At 64.6% G+C, this 16,382-nt stretch carries 11 protein-coding genes and 1 rRNA gene; 8 read left to right on the top strand and 4 right to left on the bottom strand.

The window, feature by feature from the left end:
* The 4 genes from rrf to recD all read left to right on the top strand — a co-directional run.
* A 5S ribosomal RNA gene (gene rrf, locus PSEMO_RS02410) occupies positions 1–102 on the top strand; the annotation flags it as partial.
* A 157-nt stretch (positions 103–259) separates the two neighbouring features.
* The gene (recC, locus tag PSEMO_RS02405; protein ID WP_075801562.1) at positions 260–3,736 is read left to right on the top strand and encodes an exodeoxyribonuclease V subunit gamma; all 3,477 of its coding nucleotides are present in this window, start codon (positions 260–262) and stop codon (positions 3,734–3,736) included.
* Positions 3,733–7,422: an exodeoxyribonuclease V subunit beta gene (gene recB / locus PSEMO_RS02400; protein WP_075801561.1), complete on the top strand. Its 3,690-nt coding sequence runs from the start codon at positions 3,733–3,735 to the stop codon at positions 7,420–7,422. The genes recC and recB overlap by 4 nt, the downstream gene beginning before the upstream one ends.
* The gene (gene recD, locus PSEMO_RS02395; RefSeq protein ID WP_075801560.1) at positions 7,419–9,500 is read left to right on the top strand and encodes an exodeoxyribonuclease V subunit alpha; all 2,082 of its coding nucleotides are present in this window, start codon (positions 7,419–7,421) and stop codon (positions 9,498–9,500) included. The genes recB and recD overlap by 4 nt, the downstream gene beginning before the upstream one ends.
* 54 nt (positions 9,501–9,554) lie before the next feature.
* On the opposite strand, the gene PSEMO_RS02390 is transcribed toward recD, so the two are convergent.
* Positions 9,555–10,502, bottom strand: a complete 948-nt coding sequence (locus tag PSEMO_RS02390) for a LysR family transcriptional regulator (RefSeq protein ID WP_075801559.1) — start codon at positions 10,500–10,502, stop codon at positions 9,555–9,557.
* Positions 10,503–10,625: 123 nt separating this feature from the next.
* Here PSEMO_RS02390 and PSEMO_RS02385 point away from each other — a divergent pair, with 123 nt between their 5' ends.
* Positions 10,626–12,152, top strand: coding sequence for a CoA-acylating methylmalonate-semialdehyde dehydrogenase (locus PSEMO_RS02385; protein ID WP_075801558.1), 1,527 nt, complete (start codon positions 10,626–10,628; stop codon positions 12,150–12,152).
* A gap of 10 nt (positions 12,153–12,162) precedes the next feature.
* A complete protein-coding gene (gene mmsB, locus PSEMO_RS02380; RefSeq protein ID WP_075801557.1) occupies positions 12,163–13,050 on the top strand; it encodes a 3-hydroxyisobutyrate dehydrogenase in 888 nt (295 codons plus the stop codon).
* Positions 13,051–13,156: 106 nt separating this feature from the next.
* Here the strand turns inward: mmsB and PSEMO_RS02375 are convergent, their stop codons facing one another.
* Positions 13,157–13,501: a cupin domain-containing protein gene (locus PSEMO_RS02375; RefSeq protein WP_009397672.1), complete on the bottom strand. Its 345-nt coding sequence runs from the start codon at positions 13,499–13,501 to the stop codon at positions 13,157–13,159.
* A gap of 84 nt (positions 13,502–13,585) precedes the next feature.
* The gene (locus PSEMO_RS02370) at positions 13,586–14,473 is read right to left on the bottom strand and encodes a LysR family transcriptional regulator (RefSeq protein ID WP_075801556.1); all 888 of its coding nucleotides are present in this window, start codon (positions 14,471–14,473) and stop codon (positions 13,586–13,588) included.
* Between the two features lie 287 nt (positions 14,474–14,760).
* Here PSEMO_RS02370 and PSEMO_RS02365 point away from each other — a divergent pair, with 287 nt between their 5' ends.
* Both PSEMO_RS02365 and PSEMO_RS02360 read left to right on the top strand, forming a co-directional pair.
* On the top strand, positions 14,761–15,087 hold the full coding sequence (locus PSEMO_RS02365) for a DUF433 domain-containing protein (protein ID WP_144443522.1): 327 nt from the start codon (positions 14,761–14,763) through the stop codon (positions 15,085–15,087).
* A gap of 146 nt (positions 15,088–15,233) precedes the next feature.
* The gene (locus PSEMO_RS02360) at positions 15,234–15,998 is read left to right on the top strand and encodes a sulfite exporter TauE/SafE family protein (protein WP_075801554.1); all 765 of its coding nucleotides are present in this window, start codon (positions 15,234–15,236) and stop codon (positions 15,996–15,998) included.
* On the opposite strand, the gene PSEMO_RS02355 is transcribed toward PSEMO_RS02360, so the two are convergent.
* Positions 15,988–16,302: a putative quinol monooxygenase gene (locus tag PSEMO_RS02355; protein WP_075801553.1), complete on the bottom strand. Its 315-nt coding sequence runs from the start codon at positions 16,300–16,302 to the stop codon at positions 15,988–15,990. The genes PSEMO_RS02360 and PSEMO_RS02355 overlap by 11 nt on opposite strands.
* Positions 16,303–16,382: the final 80 nt, after the last annotated feature.

Here is a 16,382-nt window from a genome sequence, read left to right as displayed (position 1 = left end):
AGCATTGGAACCACCTGATCCCATCCCGAACTCAGCAGTGAAACGATGCATCGCCGATGGTAGTGTGGAGCTTCTCCATGTGAGAGTAGGTCATCGTCAAGATTCAATTCCGAAACCCCTATCTGCGAATGCAGGTAGGGGTTTTGTCTTTTCCGGTTTCGAAATCAGTGTCGAAATAAATCGACCAGATCCTGCCTGACCCGGGGAACTGCCCCCATGCTATGTTCCCCTCTCTTTCTCGACTGCCCAGGGACGCCTCATGTCGCACACCAGCACACTTCTTCCGGGATTCATGGTCGTTCACGGCAACCGTCTGGATGAACTGCGCAGCCTGGTGGTGAGCTGGATGCGCCGCTATCCCCTGGCCCCGCTGGAGAACGAGATCGTCCTGGTGCAGAGCAACGGCATCGCCCAATGGCTGAAGCTGGCCTTGGCAGAGGACCCTGAAGACGAGGATATGGGCGGCGTCGGCATTGCCGCCGCGATCGAGGTCCAACTGCCCGGCAGCTTCATGTGGCAGTTGTATCGCAAGGTGCTGGGCCGCGAAGAAATCCCGGAAACTTCGCTCCTCGACAAGGCCCCGCTGACCTGGCGCCTGATGCGCCTGCTCCCCGAACTTATCCACAGGCCGCATTTCGAGCCGCTGCAACGTTTCCTCCTGGATGACAGCGATCTGCGCAAGCGCTACCAACTGGCCGAGCGCCTGGCTGACCTGTTCGACCAGTATCAGGTCTATCGCGCCGACTGGCTGGGAGAGTGGGCCGCCGGCCGGCATGTGGTGATCAATGCCCGTGGCGAAGCCAAGCCATTGTCCCCTGCCAATTGCTGGCAGGCCGAGTTGTGGCGTGCCTTGCTGCTGGACGTTGGCGAGGAGGGCATGGCCCAGAGCCGTGCCGGCGTGCACCAGCGCTTCATCGAGCGTATCAACACCCTGGAACAGGCTCCGTCCGGCTTGCCGTCCCGTGTAATCGTCTTCGGCATTTCCTCGCTGCCGGCACAGGCCTTGGAAGCCCTGGCCGGGCTCGCCCGTTTCAGCCAGGTGCTGCTTTGCGTGCACAACCCCTGCCGTCACCACTGGGCGGATATCGTTGCCGACAAGGACCTGCTGCGCCACCAGTACAAACGCCAGCAGCGCAAGCAGGGCATGGCCGGCCCCATTGATGCCGAAAGCCTGCACCAGCATGCCCACCCGCTGCTCGCCGCCTGGGGCAAGCAGGGCCGCGACTACATCAACCTGCTCGACAGCTATGATGATCCTGCCAGCTACCGTACGGCGTTCAGCGATGGCCGCATTGACCTGTTCAGCGAAGAAGAACCCGTGCACCTGCTCGGCCAGCTCCAGGACGACATCCTTGAACTGCGCCCGCTGAACGAAACCCGCGAGCTGTGGCCCGAGGTCGATCCGAGAAAGGATCCGTCGGTACGTTTCCACATCGCCCACAGCGCCCAGCGCGAAGTGGAGATCCTCCATGACCAGTTGCTCGCCCGCTTCAGCGCCGACCCGAAACTGCGCCCCCGGGACGTGATCGTCATGGTTCCGGACGTCAACACCTACGCCCCACATATTCGCGCGGTGTTCGGCCAGCTCGATCGCAGCGACAGCCGTTTCATCCCCTTCACCCTGACCGACCAGGGCCAGCGCGGCCGCGACCCGCTGCTGATCGCCCTCGAGCACCTGCTCAAGCTGCCCGACAGCCGCTTCCCGGTCAGTGAAATCCTCGACCTGCTCGACGTCCCGGCCTTGCGTGCACGCTTCGCCATCAAGGAAAGCGACCTGCCGACCCTGCATCGCTGGATCGAAGGCGCCGGCGTGCGCTGGGGGCTCAATGCCGAGCAACGCGCCAGCCTCGGCCTGCCGGCTGAACTGGAGCAGAACAGCTGGCGTTTCGGCCTGCGTCGCATGCTCCTGGGCTACGCGGTCGGCGCGGGTGAAAGCTGTGACGGCATCGTGCCCTACGACGAGATCGGCGGCCTCGATGCCGCGCTGATCGGTCCGCTCGTGGCCTTGCTCGACGCCCTCGAAGTGGCTCACGCCGAGCTGTCCCAACCGGCCTGCGCAACCCGTTGGGGTGAACGCCTCAACGCCTTGCTGCAGGTCTTCTTCCTCGCCGAAAGCGAGCATGACGACTACCTGCTGGTACAACTGCAGACCCTTGGCGATGACTGGTTGCAAACCTGCGAAGCCGTCGGCCTGCAGGATCTGCTGCCGCTCACCGTGGTCCGTGAAGCCTGGCTCGCCGGCCTGGACCAGGGCAAGCTGTCCCAGCGTTTCCTCGCAGGCTCGGTCAACTTCTGTACCCTGATGCCCATGCGTGCGATCCCGTTCAAGGTGGTCTGCCTGCTCGGCATGAACGACGGCGACTACCCTCGCGCACAGCCACCGCTGGACTTCGACCTGATGGGCAGCGATTACCGTCCCGGTGACCGTTCGCGCCGCGAGGACGACCGTTACCTGCTGCTGGAAGCCTTGCTGTCCGCCCGCGCCCAGCTCTACGTCAGTTGGGTCGGGCGCAGCATCCGCGACAACAGCGATCGTCCGGCCTCGGTGCTGATCGGCCAGTTGCGCGACCATATCGCAGCCGGCTGGCGACTCAAGGGGGCGGCCAGCGATGGCAACCAGGATGCCGGTGAGCAATTGCTGTACAAGCTCACCACCGAACACCCGCTGCAACCCTTCAGCGCCCGCTACTTCCACCGTGGCGGCGACCTGTTCAGCTATGCCCGGGAGTGGCGCAGCCTGCACCAGCCTGGCGAGCAGGCGCTGCCCGAGGAAGAGCGCCTGGAACGCTACCAGAGCGACGAACCGCTGACCCTGGCGCTGCTCCAGGACTTCCTCCGTCATCCCGTCCGGCACTTTTTCAGCCAGCGCCTGAAAGTCTTCTTCGAATCGGCGCAGGCGCCGCTGGCCGATGACGAGCCCTTCGTTCTCGACGCCCTGCAACGCTACAGCCTGAGCGAAAGCCTGCTCGGCGCTGCCCTGCTCGACCCGATGCAGAGCGAGGCCGCCCTGGGCAGCGAAGCGCGTCGCCTGCAAGGCAGTGGCCTGCTGCCCCTGGCCGGTTTCGGCGACTGCCTGCGCGAAGAGCTGATCGACCCCTTGCCCGACCTGTTGCAACGTCATCGCCGTCTGCTGCAGGAATGGCCAACCCGTATCGACAGCGCCCTGCCGATCCGTTTCGAGGTGGGCGAGCTCAAGCTTGAAGGCTGGCTCGGCCGTGTCCAGCAGCGCGCCGACCAGGCGCTGCTGAGCATCACCACCCTGCCCAACGGCATCAGCAGCGGCCGCACCCTGAAGTGGCATCGACTGGCCGCCACCTGGGTCATGCACCTGGCTGCCTGCGCCGTCGGCCATCGGCTGCACAGCGCGGTAGTCGCTACCGATATCACCCTGATGCTGGCCCCGCTCGACCAGGCTGAGGCCAGCGAACAGTTGGGCAACCTGCTGATCTCCCGCCAGGCCGGCATGAATACGCCGCTGCCCGTTGCCATCAAGACCGCCTTCGCCTGGCTGGCCGGCAAGGATCCGGACAAGGCCCTGATAGATGCCGCCAAGGCCTACGACGGCGACGGCCAACGTGGTGGCGAGCGCGGCGAAAGCGTGGCCCTGGCCCGCCAGTTCGGCGACTTCGCCGCGCTGACCGCCAGCGAGGAGTTCGAAGGCTGGTGCGAGGCGCTGTACAAACCCATGTACGAAGCCAAATGGCAGACCCTGGCCGCAGAGGAGGCGCGCCCATGAACGAGGCAGTCAAGCAGGCGCCCCTGGCGCTGACGTTCCCGCTGCATGGCAGCCAACTGATCGAAGCCAGTGCCGGTACCGGCAAGACCTTCACCATTTCCGCCCTGTACCTGCGCCTGGTGCTTGGCCATGGTGGCGAGCAGGGTTTTGGTCGCGAGCTGCTGCCACCGCAGATCCTCGTGGTGACCTTCACCGATGCCGCCACCAAGGAACTGCGCGAACGCATTCGCACCCGTCTCGCCGAAGCGGCGCGCTTCTTCCGTGGTGACCTGGCCGAGGCCGATCCGCTACTGACCCAACTGCGCGACGACTATCCCGCCGACCTCTGGCCAGCCTGCGCCAATCGCCTGGAAGTCGCGGCACAGTGGATGGACGAGGCTGCGGTCTCGACCATCCACAGCTGGTGCCAGCGCATGCTCCGCGAGCACGCCTTCGACAGCGGCAGCCTGTTCACCCAGACCCTGGAAACCGACCACAGCGAATTGCTCGGCCAGGTCATGCGCGATTACTGGCGGCGCTTCTGCTACGGCATGCAGGGCGAGGCCCTGAACTGGGTGCGTGAGCACTGGCACAGCCCGGACGATCTGCTGCCACGGGTCCGCGCCCTGTTTGGCCGGCATTCCGGGGATGGGCAAGGCGAAGAGCCGCAAGCCGTCATCAATGACGTCCTGCGCCGCCGTGGTGAGCAACTGCAGACCTTGAAAGCCCCCTGGGCACAGTGGTCGCAGGAACTCCTGGAGATCTTCCGCGAGGCGGTCAAGGCCAAGGCCGTCAACGGCAGCATGATCCAGGAACGCTACTTCAAGCCCTGGTGCGACAAGCTCCTGGCCTGGGCGCAGGACGAGCAGGCCCAGGCGCTGGATATCGGCACCGGCTTCACCCGGCTTACCCCGGACGGTGTCGCCGCGGCCTGGAAAACCGAGCCCCCGAGCCACCCCGCACTGGAAGCGATGGTCAGCCTGCGCGAACAGTTGCAGGCCTTGCCGACCCCGGATGCGCAGTTGCTCGAACATGCTGCCGCCTGGGTGTCGCAACGCTTCGAGCAAGAGAAGCGCCGCCGTGCGGAAATGGGCTTCGACGACATGCTCCAGCGCCTCGACCATGCCCTGGCCGGTCCCGCCGGCGAGCGCCTGGCCGGCCTGATCCGCGAGCAGTTCCCGGTGGCCCTGATCGACGAATTCCAGGACACCGACCCGGTGCAGTACCGCATCTTCGAGTGTATCTACCGCATCGAGGACAATGCACGGGACACCGGCCTGTTCCTGATCGGCGACCCCAAGCAGGCGATTTACGCCTTCCGCGGCGCCGACATCTTCACCTACCTCGGCGCCCGTCGCGCCACGGCCGGGCGCCTGCATAGCCTGGACACCAACTTCCGCTCGACCCAGCCGATGGTGACGGCGGTCAACCATGTCTTCCTCCAGGCCGAGCAGCGAGAGGAGGGGCGGGCAGCCTTCCTGTTCCGAGACCAGCAAGGCGAGAACCCGGTGCCGTTCATTGCCGTGAACGCACGGGGCCACAAGGAACGCCTGCAGGTCGATGGCCTGCCGGTTGCTGCGTTGAACCTGTGGCTGCAGGCCAGCGATGCGCCGATCTCCAACACCCTGTACCGCCAGCAGATGGCGATCAGTTGTGCGACGCAGATCGTCCATCTGCTCAACGGTGGCCAGCAGGGCAGTGCCGGCTTCGTTCAGAACGATGGCAGCCTGCGCGGCTGCATGCCCTCGGACATTGCCATCCTTGTACGTGACGGTCGTGAAGCGCAGCTGGTGCGCGCCGAGCTCGCGGCCCGGGGCGTGCGCAGCGTTTACCTCTCCGACAAGGATTCGGTGTTCGCCGCCCAGGAGGCTCATGACCTGCTGGCCTGGCTCAAGGCCTGTGCCGAGCCGGACAACGAGCGCCTGCTAAAGGCTGCACTGGCCAGTACCACGCTTGGCCAGCCGCTGAGTGCCCTGGCCCGTCTCAACGAAGACGAGATGCTCTGGGAAAACCGCGTCATGCAGTTCCGCCAGTACCGGGTGATCTGGCGCATCCAGGGCGTGCTGCCGATGCTGCGCCACCTGCTTCACGACTTCGAGCTGCCTGTGCTGTTGATCGGCCGCAGCGATGGCGAGCGGGTGCTGACCAACCTGCTGCACCTGGCGGAACTGCTGCAACAGGCGGCCACCGAGCTGGATGGCGAGCAGGCGCTGATCCGCCATCTCGGCGAGCACCTGGCGGCGTCCGGGCAAGCAGGTGAGGAGCAGATCCTGCGCCTGGAAAGCGACGAGCAACTGGTCAAGGTAGTGACCATCCACAAGTCCAAGGGCCTGGAATACGAACTGGTGTTCCTGCCGTTCATCAGCACGGCGAAACCGGTTGACGGCAAGCGCCTGCCACTGGGCTGGCACGATGAAAGCGGCGCCTCGCACCTGACCCTGAGCCCCACCGACGAGCAGATCGCCCTGGCCGATGACGAGCGTCTGGCCGAGGACCTGCGTCTGTTCTACGTGGCCCTGACCCGGGCCAAGCACGGGTGCTGGCTGGGTGTCGCCGACCTCAAGCGCGGCACCGGCAAGGAATCGTTGCTGCACCGCAGTGCCCTCGGCTATCTGCTTGGCGGTGGCCAGCCATTGGGCGACTCTGCCGCACTGGCCGGTTGGCTCGATGGGCTGAAGGAACACTGCGATGCCATCAGCAGCCTGCCGCCGCCAGAGGCCGATGACCAGGTCTACATTCCGCCCCGGCAGACGGCCGAGTTGCTGGCCGTACGCGAACCGAAACGCCGTGCCGCGGAAAACTGGTGGATCGCCTCCTACAGTGCGCTGCGCATCGGTGAGGAAGCCCTCGAGCTGGACGCCGATGTGGCCCAGGCCCAGCAACTGCTGGATGACGAGCGCCCCGATCCGAATGCCCTGCGCGAGGTGATGGCGACGGCGGGTGATATCCACCGATTCCCCCGAGGTCCCAATCCCGGGACTTTCCTCCATGGCTTGCTGGAATGGGCGGGGCAGGAGGGCTTCGAGCGTGCGGTGGCGGCTCCTCAGGCACTGCACGACGTCGTTGCCCAGCGTTGCATCCGGCGCGACTGGAAGGGGTGGATCACTACCCTCGACGCCTGGTTGATGCATCTGTTGTCGGTACCCTTGCACCTGGATGCAGACATCAGGCCGGTCGCTCTTGGCGGCTTGAACCAGTACCAGATCGAAATGGAATTCTGGTTCGCCAGCCACCGCGTCGACGTCCAGCACCTGGACCGCCTGGTCGCCCAGCACACCCACCAGGGCGCTTCGCGGCCGGCGGCGCAGGCGGCCTTGCTCAATGGCATGTTCAAGGGCTTTATCGACCTGGTCTTCGAGCATGACGGTCGCTACTACGTGGCCGACTACAAGTCCAACTGGCTCGGCCCCGATGACCTGGCCTATAGCGAGCTGGCCATGGAAGCGGCGATCCTTGAACACCGCTATGACCTGCAATACGTCCTCTACCTGCTGGCCCTTCATCGTCAGCTGCGCGCGCGCCTGCCCGACTACGACTACGACCTGCACGTCGGTGGCGCTGTGTATATCTTCCTGCGCGGTGCCCATTCGCCGAGCCAGGGCGTGTATTTCGTCAAGCCGCCGCGCACCCTGATCGAACAACTCGATGCGCTGTTCCGTGGTGCCCAGCCTGTGCAGCAACAGGACCTGTTTGGAGACGTCCCATGATCCGTACCTTCGACGACCTGCTGCCCACTCCGCTGGATGCCGAACACCTCGCGGCCCTCACGCCGCTCACCGACAGCAATGACCTGCTGGCCCTGCTCGACCGCTGGGTCGAGCGTGGCTGGCTGCGTGCGCTGGACCGTGCCTTCGTCGCCTTCCTGCGGGATCGCGAGCCCCAGGGCGATCCGCTGGTGCTGCTGGCGGCGGCGCTGGCGAGTCATCAACTGGGGCACGGTCATGTCTGTCTCGACCTGCAGAAGACCCTCGCCGAACCGGACTTCGCCTTGTCCCTGCCGCCTGAAGGGGATGCGCTGGCCGGCCCTTCGCTGTTGCCATCGCAACTGCTGGAGCGTCTGACCGGCGACACCTGGTTGCAGCGTCTGCAGGCCAGTGCCCTGGTGGCGGCGGGTGATGCCCCCGAGCATGCTTCCCGCCCGTTGGTCCTCAGCGAGGGCCGGCTGTACCTGCGCCGCTACTGGACCTATGAGCGACAGATCGACAGCGCCCTGCGCCAGCGTCTGTCGCAGGACGAGCCAACGCCTGCCGACCTGCGCGCGCGCCTCGACAACCTGTTCAAGGAAGGCGCCGAACCTGGCCATGTCGACTGGCAGAAACTCGCCTGTGCGCTCGCGACCCGCAGCGGTTTCAGCATCATCACCGGCGGCCCGGGTACCGGTAAAACCACTACGGTGGTGCGTCTGCTGGCTTTGCTTCAGGCTCCGGCGGTGGAGGCGGGACGGCCGTTGCGGATTCGTCTGGCGGCGCCTACCGGCAAGGCTGCAGCGCGCCTGACCGAGTCCATCGGCCAGCAGGTCGAGCGCCTCAAGGTCAGTGCCGAAATCCGCGAGCAGATTCCCTGCGACGTCTCCACCGTGCACCGCCTGCTCGGCAGTCGTCCCAACTCCCGGCACTTCCGTCATCACGCCGGCAATCCGCTGCCACTGGATGTACTGGTGGTGGACGAAGCCTCGATGATCGACCTGGAGATGATGGCCAACCTGCTGGCCGCCATGCCGGACGATGCCCGACTGATCCTGCTCGGCGACAAGGACCAGTTGGCCTCGGTTGAGGCCGGCGCGGTGCTCGGCGATTTGTGCCGGGATGCCGAGGAGGGTCGCTACAGCCCGGAAACCCAGGCGTGGCTGGAACAGGTCAGTGGTGAATCGCTGGCGGCCAGTGGCCTGGACAGCGGTGATGCCGAGCGTTACCCGCTGGCCCAGCAGGTGGTGATGTTGCGGCGCTCGCGGCGTTTCGGCGAGGGCAGCGGCATCGGCCAACTGGCGCGGCTGGTCAATCGCCAGCTAGCTGGCGAGGCGCGTGCGCTATTGCAGAAGGGTGACTACACCGACGTCTTCGGCCTGGCCCTGCGCGGCGAGCAGGATCGAGCGCTCGACCGCCTGGTGCTGGATGGCCTGGAGCGCGGACCGAAGGGCCCGTTGGGATACCGCGATTACCTTCGTGCGATTCGCCAGGGTCGCCCTTGCGCCGATCGTTCGGTGGATGATCCATGCTGGAGTGACTGGGCGCTGACGGTGCTCAAGACGTTCGAGTGCTTCCAGCTGCTCTGTGCCGTGCGCAAGGGGCCCTGGGGTGTCGAGGGGCTGAACCAGCGAGTGACCCGCGTGCTCACCCAGGCCGGGCTGATCGAAGGTGATCTGCCCTGGTACGAAGGCCGTCCCGTGCTGGTGACCCGCAACGACTACGGGCTGAACCTGATGAACGGCGATATCGGCATCGCCCTGCGCATACCGGATGGCCAGTCCGAGGTGGCGCCGCTGCGGGTGGCCTTCCCGCGCAACGATGGACGCGGCGGCGTGCGGTTCGTCCTGCCCAGCCGCTTGAGCGAAGTGGAAACCGTGTACGCCATGACCGTACACAAGTCCCAGGGCTCGGAGTTCGCCCACACCGCGTTGGTGCTGCCGGACGCGCTCAATCCGGTCCTCACCAAGGAACTGATCTACACCGGCATCACCCGGGCCAAGGACTGGTTCAGCCTGATCGAACCGCGCAAGGGCGTGCTGGAAGAGGCGGTGGAGCGCAAGGTGAAGCGGATCTCGGGGTTGATGCTGGAAAGGGTGTAGACACCGCCGTCCCCTGTGGGAGCTGGCAAGCCAGCTCCCACAGGGGCCTGTGTATTACCCCGGAAATACCATTTCTCTCGACTCTCCCATCAACAACCCGCCATTTTTCTCGGTCACTTCCCGGATGTAATCCCACAACAAGGTAATCCGCTTGAGCTTCCGCAGATCCTCCCGGCAATACATCCAGAACTGCCGGGTAATCTCCACTTCCTCCGGCAACACCGCCACCAGCCTTGGATCCTGCGCCGCCAGGAAGCATGGCAGGATCGCCAGCCCGCGTCCCTGCTGCGCCGCCACGTACTGGGCGATCACACTGGTACTGCGCAGGTGCGCACTGGCATTGGGCAGCAGGTTGTTCAGGTACAGCAGCTCCGAACTGAACGCCAGGTCGTCCACATAACTGATGAAGGGATGCTCCGCCAGATCGCTGACCTGGCGGATCGGCGCATGCCGGTCGAGATAATCCTGGGTCGCATACAGCCGCAGCCGGTAATCACACAGCTTGCAGCACACATAGGGCCCATGCTCCGGCCGCTCCAGGGCGATGACGATATCCGCCTCGCGCTTGGACAGGCTGATGAAGTGCGGCAGTGGCAGGATGTCCACCGAGATCGCCGGCCAGGTATCGACGAAGTGACTGAGCTGCGGGGTGATGAAGAAGCTGCCGAAGCCCTCGGTACAACCCATCCGTACATGCCCGGACAAGGCCACGCCGGAGCCCGAAACCTGCTCGCAAGCCATATGCAATGTGCTTTCGATGGACTCCGCATAAGTCAGCAGCCGCTGCCCTTCGGCGGTCAGCACGAAGCCATTGGTCCGCGACTTCTCGAATAGCAAGGTCCCCAGCGCCTGCTCCAGCGAATTGATCCGCCGCGACACCGTCGTGTAGTCCACATTCAAGCGCTTGGCCGCGCTGCTGGCCTTGCGCGTGCGGGCCACTTCGAGAAAGAACTTCAGGTCGTCCCAGTTCAGCGAACCCAGGGAGGTGATGTTTTTTTGCATGTTGGACCGGCTTTTATGTGCGTTTTTGTTGGAGTTTTGCACATCTATACTCGAAAACACCCCAAGCGCCTAGCAGCGGCGCGGCCAATTCTCTCGCTAACAATAATGTCCAGGAGAAGCCCCATGAACGCATCCCTCACGCCCGGCCAGACCAAGGTCGACCAGGTCCGCCTGCTGATCGACGGCCAGTGGGTCGAGTCGAAAACCACGGAATGGCGTGACATCGTCAACCCGGCCACCCAGGAAGTGCTGGCGCGGGTGCCCTTCGCTACCGCCGAGGAAGTGGACGCCGCCGTGGCCGCCGCCCAGCGCGCCTTCAAGACCTGGAAAGACACCCCGATCGGCGCGCGGATGCGCATCATGCTGCGCCTGCAGGCGCTGATCCGCGAACACTCCAAGCGCATTGCCGTGACCCTCAGCGCCGAGCAGGGCAAGACCATCGCTGACGCCGAGGGCGATATCTTCCGCGGCCTGGAAGTGGTGGAGCATGCGTGCAGCATCGGCACCCTGCAGATGGGCGAGTTCGCCGAGAACGTCGCCGGGGGTGTCGACACCTACACCCTGCGCCAGCCGATCGGCGTGTGCGCCGGCATCACCCCGTTCAACTTCCCGGCGATGATTCCGTTGTGGATGTTCCCGATGGCCATCGTCTGCGGCAACACCTTCGTCCTCAAGCCCTCCGAACAGGACCCGCTGTCGACCATGATGCTGGTAGAGCTGGCGATCGAAGCCGGTGTACCGGCCGGCGTGCTCAACGTCGTGCACGGCGGCAAGCAGGTGGTGGATGGGCTGTGCACCCACACCGATATCAAGGCGATTTCCTTCGTCGGCTCGACCGAAGTCGGCACCCACGTCTACAACCTCGCCGGCCAGCACGGCAAGCGTGTGCAATCGATGATGGGCGCGAAGAACCACGCGGTGATCCTGCCTGACGCCAACCGCGAGCAGACCCTCAACGCCCTGGCGGGTGCCGCGTTCGGCGCGGCCGGTCAGCGCTGCATGGCGACCTCGGTCGCGGTGCTGGTGGGCAAGTCCCGCGAGTGGCTGCCGGACCTCAAGGCCCTGGCCTCCAAGCTGAAAGTGAATGCCGGCAACGAGCCGGGCACCGATGTCGGCCCGCTGATCTCCAAGCGCGCCAAGGAGCGTGTGCTGGGGCTGATCGAGAGCGGTATCCGCGAAGGCGCCAAGCTCGAACTGGACGGTCGCGACGTGAAAGTGCCTGGCTACGAGAGCGGCAACTTCGTCGGCCCGACTCTGTTCTCCGGGGTGACCACCGAGATGCAGATCTACACCCAGGAAATCTTCGGCCCGGTGCTGGTGGTGCTGGAAGTCGACACCCTCGACGAAGCCATCGCCCTGGTCAACCGCAACCCCTTCGGCAACGGCACCGGCCTTTTCACCCAGAGCGGCGCGGCGGCGCGCAAGTTCCAGGCGGAGATCGACGTCGGCCAGGTCGGCATCAACATCCCGATCCCGGTACCGGTGCCATTCTTCAGCTTCACCGGGTCCCGCGGCTCCAAGCTCGGCGACCTCGGCCCGTACGGCAAGCAGGTGGTGCAGTTCTACACTCAGACCAAGACCGTCACTGCCCGCTGGTTCGATGACGACAGCGTCAACGACGGCGTGAACACCACCATCAGCCTGCGCTAAGGAGTCGATCATGCGTATCGCATTCGTGGGACTGGGCAACATGGGCGCGCCGATGGCACGCAACCTGATCAAGGCCGGGCACAGCCTCAACCTGTTCGACCTCAACACCACCGTCCTTGCCGAACTGGCGGAACTGGGCGGGCATATCAGCGACTCGCCGCGGGATGCGGCGAGCAATGCCGAGCTGGTCATCACCATGCTCCCGGCCGCGGCTCATGTCCGTAGCGTTTACCAGGGCGAGAACGGTGTGCTGGCCGGCGTGCGTGCCGGTACGCCGGTAGTGGATTGCAGCACCATCGACCCGCAGACCGCCCGTGACGTCTCCGCTGCGGCGAAGAAGCAGGGCGTAGATATGGGCGATGCGCCGGTATCCGGTGGCACCGGTGGTGCGGCGGCGGGGACCCTGACCTTCATGGTCGGTGGCAGCGCTGAGCTGTTCGCCACGCTGCAGCCGGTGCTGGCGCAGATGGGCCGCAACATTGTGCACTGCGGCGATGTCGGTACCGGGCAGATCGCCAAGATCTGCAACAACCTGCTGCTGGGGATTTCCATGGTCGGCGTGTCCGAGGCCATGGCCCTGGGCAATGCCCTGGGCATCGACACCCAGGTGCTGGCCGGGATCATCAACAGCTCGACCGGGCGCTGCTGGAGCTCCGATACCTACAACCCATGGCCGGGGATCATCGAAACGGCGCCGGCGGCGCGCGGGTATACCGGTGGCTTTGGCGCGGAGCTGATGCTCAAGGACCTGGGGCTGGCGACCGAGGCGGCAAAGCAGGCGCACCAGCCGGTGATTCTCGGGGCGGTGGCGCAGCAGCTGTATCAGGCGATGAGTTTGCGTGGGGATGGCGGGAAGGACTTCTCGGCGATCGTGGAGAGTTACCGCAAGCCTGAATGATGTGTTGTTCTTGAGGACCTCATCGCTGGCAAGCCAGCTCCCACAGGTTTCGCGGCGCACGCGGACCTTGTGGGAGCTGGCTTGCCAGCGATAGGGCCCTCAAGGCTCAGGCAAATACGAAATACTTGCGCACCGTCTCGACCACTTCCCAGGTCCCCTTCATCCCCGGTTCGACGATGAAGATATCCCCGGCGCGCAGATGGATCGGCTCCTGGCCATCAGGGGTGATCACGCAGTAGCCTTCCTGGAAATGGCAGTACTCCCACTTCTCGTAGGCCACCCGCCATTTGCCCGGGGTGCAGATCCAGGTGCCCATGATCTTGCTGCCGTCTTCGCTGGTGTAGGCGTTGAGGTTGACGGTATGCGGGTCGCCCGCCAGTTTTTCCCATTTGCAGGCGTCGAGTACCGGCAGCGGATGGGTATCGCGAAGGACGACGATTGGCTTGCTCATAAGGGCTCCGTCAGACAGTTGAAAGAGTCCGCAGCCTAGCGAGCCGGTCCGTCCGGCAATTGCCTGTGCTCGACGTCCAGTTGTCTAAATACGCGGCGCCAGGGCATCGAGCAGGGCCAGCGCCTGGCCTGGCAGGGTGGCGAAATCCCGCGCGCAAAGCAGCAATCGGCGCTGCGCCCACTCTTCCTGCAAGGCCACGCTGTGCAACGGCAGCACGCCCTGCCAGCGCCGCACTGCCGCCAGCGGCACGATGCCCAGCCCGGCGCCATGGGCGACCATGCGGATCACCCCGTCGAAGCCCTCGGCGCGGACCCGTACCTGCATGCGCCGGCCGAGGTGCAGCGCCTGTTCTTCCAGGTGAAGGGCCAGGGCGCTGCTGGCGCCGAGGCCGACGTAACCGTGATCGAGGGAGCGGGGGAAGCCAGGGTTATCCACAGCCGCGAGCGGGTGGTCGGGCGCCATGATCAGCACCAAGGGATCATCGCGAAATGGCCGGGTCTGAAGGTCGCCGGTGGCCACTGCGGTGGAAACGATACCGAGGTCGGCGATGCCCTGGCCGAGCGCCTGGACGATGCGCAGGCTCGGCAGCTCCTGGATATCCACATCGATCTGCGGCCGCTGGCGCAGGAACCCGGCGAGCAACTCCGGCAGGTACTCGGTCAGCGCCGCGGTATTGCACAGCAGGCGAACCTGGCCATGCAGGCCGCTGGCGTACTGGGCCAGGTCGAATTGCAGACGCTCCACCTGCTGGCCGATCTGCCGGGCATGGGTGACCAGCGCCTGGCCCGCCGGAGTGGGTTGCACGCCACGGCGATTACGTTCCAGCAAGGCGACGCCCAGCGAACTCTCCATCGCCCGGATCCGCGCACTGGCGGCGGGCAGCGACAGATGACTGCGCTGCGCGCCGGCGGTGATGTTGCCGCATTCCACGGTGTGGAGGAAAAGGCGGAGGTCGGTGAGGTCGAAGTGCATGGGGTCGGCCCGAGTGGGAGTTTGCGCAGTATACGAGGGATTGCTGGCGTCTTTGCTCTTGAGGTCGCCGGGCTCAGGTCCTAGGAGAGGGCCCACACATATGATCGGTTTTGACTGGCTTACCAGGGAAGTCCCCCCTGTTAGGCTTTTTCGAAAGGCCAAGCAGCAGGCGCGCAAGGGGGCACGAATGGCAGGTAAATCGGCAGGGCCGGGTTGGGCGGCCCTCAACCAAGGGATCGATTCCAAAGCGTTTCTGCATACCCTTGATCGGGTCTCGGTTGCTGAACGTGACTCGTGAGATCAACGAGGAGAGCGCGCATATTCTCCTTATCGCTGCAGCGGAAGAGATCATTACTGTCGACCCGGAAGTAATGGGGGGCATTCCCGTTTTCAGAGGTTCCCGGTTGCCTATAGAAACAGCCATCGCGTCTATGGATGCCGGCGTTACGCTGGATGACATGATCGAGGATTGCCCGTTTCTCGACGCCGAAAAGGTTGAGCTGGCTCGACTCTATTTGCGGCTGCATCTTCGCAGTGGGCGTCCGCGCAAGAGCAGCGGACTGGGAAAATACCGAGTCGTCAGGACAATTCACATCCTCAGAGACGAAGTCTGAGTTGCTTACGAACTGAAAAGCACGCCGTCTATGCCGAATCCCTGCGGATAAAATGATGAGTGATGGCTTAGCCTATCGCCTACCAATAGGCAGACTGCTGAAATTGAAGCTGTGCAGTTTCATGCACCCGAGGCAGTCTGTTCCGTATGAACACCTTCCTATCCTTCTACCAACAAATCGGCCCAGCCCTCACCCTGCTGGTTATCCTCACCTTCCTCCTGGCCGGCGCGGTCAAGGGCGTGATCGGTCTCGGCCTGCCCACCATCGCCATGGGCCTGCTCGGCCTGGCTATGCCTCCCGCGCAGGCAGCCGCGCTGCTGATCGTCCCCTCGACCCTTACCAATATCTGGCAACTGGCAAGCGGCGGGCATCTGCGTGGCCTGGTCAAACGTCTGTGGCCCATGCTGCTGATGATCTTCCTCGGCACACTGGCCGGTAGCGCCTGGCTGGGAATCAGCAGCGGCGCCTGGGCGGCCCATGCCTTGGGCGCGGCGTTGCTGCTGTATGCACTGGTGGGATTGTGGTTGCCGCCGTTCAGTCTGAAACCGGGGCAGGAGATGTGGCTGGGGCCATTGTGTGGCGCACTGACCGGGCTGATCACCGCCGCCACCGGCGTCTTCGTGATCCCGGCAGTGCCTTACCTCGGCGCGCTGGACCTGGACCGCGATGAGCGGGTCCAGGCTCTGGGCCTGTCCTTCACCGTATCCACCGTGGCCCTGGCCATCGGCCTGGCTGGGCAGGACGCGCTGGGCGGCGAGGCCCTGGGCGCGTCATTGCTGGTGCTGGCGCCGGCGCTGCTGGGGATGTTCGTCGGCCAGTGGCTGCGCCAGCGCATCAGCGCCCAGGTGTTCAAGCGCTGCTTCTTCATCGGCCTGGCGCTGCTCGGCGCGCACCTGATGATCAACGGCTAGCCGAGGACTCGCTGAGCATTTCGATCAACTGGATATCGAAGTCCCGCTCCAGGTAGTCCATGCGCCGTTCGAAGAATTCAGTCATGTGCGGCAGGGCGGAATGCACGTCCAGCGCCGCCTTGCTGGCCCAGATTTCGTAGAAGACGAACAGGCTCGGGTCTTCCTTGTCGCGCAGCATGTGGTACTCGATGCAGCCCGGCTCGGCGCGGCTTGGCTCCACGTAGGCGCGGAACAGCTTTTCAAACGCCTCGGCCTGTTCCGGACGGGTCTTGGCCTTGAGGATGAAGCCGTAGGGTTCGCTCATGGGATCGCTCTCCAAAGAAGTGAGGTGCTGATTCTATTTCAATAATCGCTCGCCAATTCGTGCTTTACGGTCAAAAGTAT

Source organism: Pseudomonas putida (assembly GCF_001941965.1).
Taxonomy (GTDB): Bacteria; Pseudomonadota; Gammaproteobacteria; order Pseudomonadales; family Pseudomonadaceae; genus Aquipseudomonas; species Aquipseudomonas putida_L.
This window is presented reverse-complemented; position numbering and strand designations above follow the sequence as displayed.